General features: G+C 73.6%; 5 protein-coding genes. 1 reads left to right on the forward strand and 4 read right to left on the reverse strand.

Annotated features, from left to right (window positions below; translation table 11 throughout):
• Positions 1–81 precede the first annotated feature (81 nt).
• The 3 genes from G5C51_RS19825 to G5C51_RS19835 form a co-directional block, all read right to left on the reverse strand.
• Positions 82–1,422, reverse strand: coding sequence for a carboxyl transferase domain-containing protein (locus tag G5C51_RS19825; protein WP_165239220.1), 1,341 nt, complete (start codon positions 1,420–1,422; stop codon positions 82–84).
• The gene (locus G5C51_RS19830; RefSeq protein ID WP_165239221.1) at positions 1,415–2,899 is read right to left on the reverse strand and encodes an AMP-binding protein; all 1,485 of its coding nucleotides are present in this window, start codon (positions 2,897–2,899) and stop codon (positions 1,415–1,417) included. The genes G5C51_RS19825 and G5C51_RS19830 overlap by 8 nt, the downstream gene beginning before the upstream one ends.
• A 103-nt stretch (positions 2,900–3,002) precedes the next feature.
• Positions 3,003–4,319: an SLC13 family permease gene (locus G5C51_RS19835; protein WP_165239223.1), complete on the reverse strand. Its 1,317-nt coding sequence runs from the start codon at positions 4,317–4,319 to the stop codon at positions 3,003–3,005.
• Positions 4,320–4,487: 168 nt separating this feature from the next.
• Between G5C51_RS19835 and G5C51_RS19840 the strand changes: the two genes are divergently transcribed.
• On the forward strand, positions 4,488–5,222 hold the full coding sequence (locus tag G5C51_RS19840) for an FCD domain-containing protein (RefSeq protein ID WP_165239225.1): 735 nt from the start codon (positions 4,488–4,490) through the stop codon (positions 5,220–5,222).
• A gap of 22 nt (positions 5,223–5,244) precedes the next feature.
• Here G5C51_RS19840 and G5C51_RS19845 read toward each other — a convergent pair whose 3' ends face one another.
• Positions 5,245–6,372: an aminopeptidase P family protein gene (locus G5C51_RS19845; RefSeq protein WP_165239227.1), complete on the reverse strand. Its 1,128-nt coding sequence runs from the start codon at positions 6,370–6,372 to the stop codon at positions 5,245–5,247.
• Positions 6,373–6,478 lie beyond the last annotated feature (106 nt).

A 6,478-nucleotide genomic window follows, 5' to 3' on the forward strand; every position in this document is an offset into this window, starting at 1 on the left:
GATCCGTGTGGTCCAGGTGATTACGAACATGGAGATGCCGGCCGGCCGGGCTTTGTGACAGATGGGGATGTGTGACCTGGGTCACTCGCCGATCACGCCTTCCGCCAGGCCGAGGTCCACCATGTCCTGGGGGCGGAGGCGGAGGTCGTCGGCGGTGGACTCGGTGGCGGTGGGCGGGCGCTTGAGGATGGCGGTGGCGAGCTCCGGGGCGATGACGGAGAAGTAGCTGTCGGGGGTGAGCCAGGTGCGGCCGGGGGCGGTGAGGGCGAGGGCGCCGCCGGAGCCGCCCTCGCCGATCACGAGGGTGGTGATCGGCGTACGGGATTCGGCCACCGCGGCGAAGACTTCGGCGATGGCGGGGCCCGCGCCGCGGCGCTCCGCTTCCGTGTCGTTCGCGGCGCCCGGGGTGTCCACGAGGGTGAGGACGGGGATGCGGAGGCGGTCGGCGAGGCGGATCGTGCGGGCGATCGTGCGATAGCCCTCCGGGCGGGTGGCCGTGCCCAGTTGGGCGGCGTACGCGATGGTGCCGTGGGTGGGATGGTCGCCGAACCCGCAGGTGACGCCGTCGTCGGTACCGCCGCAGCGGTCACCGCTGAGGGTGACGCGGTGGGTGAAGTACGCGTCGAGGTACGCGCCGGCGCGGGGGCGCTCCGCGGCGCGGGCTCGCAGGACGGCGGTCCAGCCTGAGCCCGTGGGCCGGGATGTGCCGTCGCCGGTGAGCGCGTGGGGTGGATCCGCGGGCTCGCGGCTCGGGTTCGTCAGCAGGCGCAGCCAGCGGGCCAGTTCCTGCGGTAGGTCGTCCTGCGGGACCACCGCGTCCACGTGACCGTGCGCGTGCTGGTCCTCCGCCGTGTACGCCGCGGGATCGGCGTCAGGCGGCCGTACCCGCGAGCCGGCGAAGCCGATCTGGGCGCCGGGTACGGCGAGGGTGACGTCGGCGCCCGCGCCGAGTGTCGCCCAGCCGCCGCCCGTCGTCGGGTCGTAAGCGACCGCCACCTGCGGGAGGCCGGCGGCGCGGGTGTGGGCGGACTGTTCGGCGATGCGGCGGAGTTGGATGAGGGCGCGCATGCCCTCCTGCATGCGGCTGCCGCCCGTGGCGATGAGGGAGACGACCGGGGTGCGCAGCTCGCGGGCGCGGGTGAAGGCCGCTTCGAGGCGGTCGCCGGTGCGTTCGCCGAGGGAACCGCCGAGGTAGCCGAACTCGAAGGCGATGAGCGTGGTGTCCACGCCGCCGATACGGGCGGTGCCGCAGACCACCGATTCGGTCTCGCCGGTGCGCGCCGCGGCGCGGGTGCGCTGGGTGTCGTAACCGGGCCAGCCGAGCGGGCCGTCGGCGGGCTGGGGGGTCGGGGGGACGGTCAGTTCGGTGAAGTGGTCGGTGACGGAAGCGATCAGGTCGCGGGCGGTGGGGTGGTCAGCCATGGAGGGAGCGCTTCATGATCTTGCCCATGTCGTTGCGGGGGAGAGTGTCGAGGAAGTGGACGGTGCGCGGGCGCTTGTGGGGGGCCAGTTGGCGGGCCACGTGGTCCGCGAGTTCTTTGGGGGTGGGGGGTTCGCCCGCCGGGACCACCCAGGCGACGATGCGTTCGCCGAGGTCGTCGTCCGGCTCGCCGGTGACGGCGGCCTCGGCGACCGCCGGGTGCTCGAGGAGGGCGTTCTCGATCTCGCCCGCGCCGATCTTGTAGCCGCCCGACTTGATCAGGTCGGTGGCGCGGCGGCCGACGATGCGGAAGCGGCCGGCCCCGTCCCGTACGGCCATGTCGCCGGTGCGGAACCAGCCGTCGCGGAAGGCGGCGGCGGTGGCGTCGGGCCGGTTGAGATAGCCGGTGAAGAGGTGCGGGCCGCGCACCTCGATCTCGCCCGCCTCGTCGGCCTCGTCGTCTTTGGCGAGGCGCGCCTCGACGGACGGGAGCGGGACGCCGACCGTGCCCGCCGCGTCCGTATCGCCGGGGAGGACGCTGGTGTTCATCAGGGTCTCGGTCATCCCGTAGCGCTCGATGACGTGGCGGCCGGTGGCGGCGGTGATGCGGCGGTGGTCGTGGAGCGGGAGGGCGGCGGAGCCGGAGACCAGGAGGCGGGCGCCGGCCAGGGACTTGGCGAGGTCGGGATCGTTGGGGAGGTCCTCGGCCAGGCGGTGGTACATCGTCGGCACGCCGAAGAGCATCGTGCCGCCGGCGGCGAGCGCGGCCGCGATCGCGCGGGGGTCGAAGCGGCCGACGTGGTGGACCGTACCGCCGCGGCGCAGCGGGCCGAGGACGCCGAGGATCAGGCCGTGGACGTGGAAGAGCGGGAGGGCGTGCACGACGGTGTCGGCGTCGGTCCAGGACCACAGGGCGGCCAGGTCGTCGAGGTTGGCGGCGATGGCGCGGCGGGGCAGGACGACGCCCTTGGGCGGTCCTGTGGTGCCGGAGGTGTAGACGATCAGGGCGGGGGTCTCGGGGGCGGCCGGCTCGGAGGGCGGCTCGGTGGGCTGCTCGGAGGCCTGCCCGGTGGGCTGCTCGGAGGCCTGCCCGGTGGGCTGCTCGGAGGGCGGCTCCGACGGGTCGGCGTGCAGTCGCACATCCAGCCGGGGCAGGGCCCCCAGCGGGCCCGGCAGGTCGTCGTCGGCGCCGGCCAGGACGAGGCCGGGCTCGCTGTCGGCGGTGATGTGCGCCAGTTCGCGCTCGCCGATGCGCGGGTTGAGGGGTACGGCGGCCACCCCGGCGAGCAGCGCGCCCGTCACCGCGACCGCCGTCTCGGGCGTCGGCGTGGCCCACACCGCCACCCGGCGGGTGCCGTCGAGCCGGCGTGCCACGGCGGTCGCGGCGGCGGCGAGTTCGGCGTAGGTGAGGGTGGTGGGGCCGAAGCGGAGGGCGGTGCGCGGGCCGGCGGCGTGCAGAGCGGGGAAGATCGGGTTCACGTGTGCGAGCTCCTCGGTCGTCGTACAGGGGCGGCACCCGGGGGCCTGGGGGCGGGGCCCCCAGGATTCCATTCCCGCGGCACCTCAGCGGAGCGCGGGCGTGTCAGCCCCAGCCCGGGACCACGAAAGCAAGCCACACCACGGCCGGGGCGATGACGACTACCACACCGCCGTAGATCATCAACTGGCGGAAGAAGCGGTCCCGGTCGACGTCCTCGGCGTTGGCGAGGACCAGCGCGCCGTTCGTGGAGAACGGGCTCACGTCGACCACGGTCGCGGACACCGCGAGCGCCGCGATCATGCCGACGGCACCGACCTCCCCGGCGGCGAGGAAGGGCACGGCGAGGGGGATCAGCGCGCCCATGATGCCGACGGACGAGGCGAAGGCGGACACGATCGCGCCGATGTAGCAGAGCAGCAGGGCGGCGAGCAGCGGGATGCCGATGTCGCTGACCGCCTCTCCCGCCCACTCGATGGTGCCCATCTCGTCGAGCACGGCGACGTAGGTCAGGACGCCGCAGATGAGGAAGACCGTGGACCAGGAGATCTCGGAGACGGCGGCCTTGGAGGTGTCCGGCCAGATCGCGCTGAGCACGACGGCGATGGTGATGGCGGTGAGGCCGACGTCGAGGTCGAAGGCGAGGGCGCCGGTGACCAGGGCGACCAGGCCGAGGAGGGTGGCGATGCGGGGCGGGTCGAGACGGGGGGCCTCGGGGAGTCCGGCACCATCTCCCGTGCCTCCGCCGGTGGTTACGGGCCCGGGGCCCGAGCCGCCGCCTACCGCGACCACCGCCGGCTCGCGCGTCTTGGCCGACGCCGCCCGGGAGCGGCGCGTCACCACGACGTACACGATCCCGGCGATGACGGTGTTGACGACCAGGCTCGACAGGAAGAGCACGCCCTCGTTGCCGGGCAGGTCCTCGCGGTCGACGATGCTGTTGACGGTGGAGCCGTAGACGCTGGTCGGGGAGAAGCCGCCGGCCTGGGCGCCGTGCACGACCATGATGCCCATCAGCAGCGGGCTGATCCCGTACTGCGCGGCGAAGCCGAGGGCGAGCGGCGCCACGATGGCGACCGCGCCCGGGCTCACCGCCCCGATCGCGGTGAGCGCGCCGGTGACCGCGAACATCACCCAGGGGATGAGCGCGACCCGGCCGCGCACCAGCCGTACGGAGGCGTGCACCAGCCAGTCGGTGGTGCCGTTGGCGCGGGCGATGGCGAAGAGGTACGTGACGCCGGCCAGCACGACGAAGAGGTCGCCGGGGAAGCCCGCGAACACCCCGTCCGCATCGAGGTCAGCGGCGAGCGTGCCGACGCCGAAGGCGGCGGCGAAGGACAGGGCGCCCATGTTGATGGAACGCGTGGTGGCGATGACGAAGACCGCCACCAGGACGAGGATCGAGATCATTTCTGCGGACACGAGGGGCTCCCGTCGTCGGCCGCCGCGAGTAGAATTGGACGAGTGGCTGAGCCACTTTCCACCCGTGGCGGGGACGCGTCAATACGTGGCGCAACAGCAACTGTCGCTTTGGGCCCCGCTGTTAGGCTCAGCCGCAGGTCAGCCCGCGACCGAGAGGACGTAGCCGCCGTGTCAGAACCCGACTCCGCCTCCGGCTCCCTGCGCCCGCTCCCCCGCCCGCGCCTGCACGAGCAGGTGCTGGAGCGGATCCGCGCGTACGCGCTCGAGTCCGGGCTGCACGCGGGCGACCGGCTGCCGGCGGAGCGCGATTTGGCGCAGCGTCTGGGGGTGAGCCGGGCGTCGGTGAAGCAGGCGGTGGTGGTGCTGGAGGTGCAAGGGCTGGTCGAGGCGCGGCACGGCGGCGGGGTGTATCTGCTGCGGGACACGCTGGAGGCGGAACCGGTCGAGCAGTTGGTGCGCCGCCGCCAGGTGCTGCCCGACGTACTCGACGCGCGGGAGGCGCTGGAGACGAAGCTCGCCGACCTCGCGGCGCGGCGCCGTACAGACGACGACCTGGCGGCGATGGAGCACGCCCTCGCGACGATGCGCGCCGAGATCGCCGAACGTGCGCATGGGGTGGAGGGCGACCGGCTCTTCCACGCGGCGGTGACGGCGGCGGCGCGGAGTGCGCTGCTGGCGGAGTTCATGCGCGAGATCGCGGCGCAGATCACGGAGTCGCGCAAGGAGTCGCTGCGCCAGCCGGGCCGGCCGGACCGGTCGCTGGGGCAGCACCAGCGCATCCTCGACGCGATCCGGGCGGGCGACCCGGACGAGGCGGCGGCCGCGATGCGCGATCACGTACGGACGGTGGCGCAGGTGCGGCTGCTGTCGTGGGATCCGGAGGAGATGGCCGGGGAGGGCTGAGGGCTTCGGTACCGGCCGGGCGTCAGCTCACCACCGCGAGTTCGTGCGGCGTGTTGTTCAGGCGGCGTCTGCCGTCCTCCGTGCACACCACGATGTCCTCGATGCGCACCCCGAAGCGGCCCGGCAGATAGATGCCCGGCTCGATGGAGAAGCACATCCCCGGCACCAGCTCCTGGTGCTCGCCCTCGACCATGTACGGCGGCTCGTGGGTGGTGACGCCGATGCCGTGGCCGGTGCGGTGGATGAAGTACTCGCCGTATCCGGCGTCCTCGATCACGGCGCGGGCGGCGCGGTCGATGTCCTGGCAGGCGGCCCCGGGCCGTACGGCCTCGAAGGCGGTCTGCTGCGCGGTGCGCACGATGTCGTGGATGCGCTGCGCCTCGGCGGTCGGCTCGCCGACGTGGACGGTGCGCGTCGTATCGGAGCCGTAGCCGTCCTTGAGGCCGCCGAAATCGAGGACGACCATGTCGCCGGTGCGGATGGTGCGCTCGCCCGCCTCGTGGTGCGGGTTGGCGCCGTTGGGGCCGGAGCCGACGACGGTGAAGTCGACCTGGCTGTGGCCGTGTTCGCGGAGGAGCCGGGCCAGGTCGGCGGCGATGTCGGCCTCTTTGCGGCCGTCGAAGGGGACCGAGAGGATGTCGCGGTACGTGGCGTCGGCCGCCGCGCCGGCGGCCGCGAGCCGGGCCACCTCGTGCTCGTCCTTGACCGCGCGCAGCATCGGGAGGGCGTCGGTGAGCGCTCGGTAGGAGCCGCCGGGGAGGGTGCGCTGCAGGCCCAGGAGGTGCAGTGCCCAGGCGTTGTCGGAGACGCCGTAGCGGCCGCCGGCGGCCAGCAGCCAGGTCACCGCGCCGTACGGGTCGGTGCCGTCCTTCCAGTCGGTCATCCGCAGCGCGCCGGCGCCCGGGGCGGATTCCGCGTCGGGGCGCTCCAGGGCCGGGACGACGAGCTGCGGTTCGGTGTCCGCCGACAGCACGAGGAGGGTGAGCCGCTCGGTGACCGCGGTCGGCTGATAGCCGCACAGCCACACCATGTCGGGCCCCGGCGTGATCAGCAGCCCCGCCAGCCCGGCGTCGGCGGCGGCGATGGCTGCGCGCGCCATCCGCTCGGCGTAGTCCTCTTCCGTAAGGGCCTGCACTGCTGCGTCCGTCATGCTCCCTGCCTCGCCATTCGCACGAACGCCCTCGCGGGCGGTGTCCCGACGAGTGCCAGTCTGCCGGACTCGGTCGCGGTGCGGTGGGAGCTGGTCGGGTGTGGGG

Origin of the sequence: Streptomyces coryli, from assembly GCF_011044975.1 — a bacterium.
Lineage (GTDB): Bacteria > Actinomycetota > Actinomycetes > Streptomycetales > Streptomycetaceae > Streptomyces > Streptomyces coryli.

Coding starts and splice junctions, on each gene's coding strand:
- G5C51_RS19825 (WP_165239220.1), bottom strand. CDS start 1,422: ATGGCTGACCACCCCACCGCCCGCGACCTGATCGCTTCCGTCACCGAC.
- G5C51_RS19845 (WP_165239227.1), bottom strand. CDS start 6,372: ATGACGGACGCAGCAGTGCAGGCCCTTACGGAAGAGGACTACGCCGAG.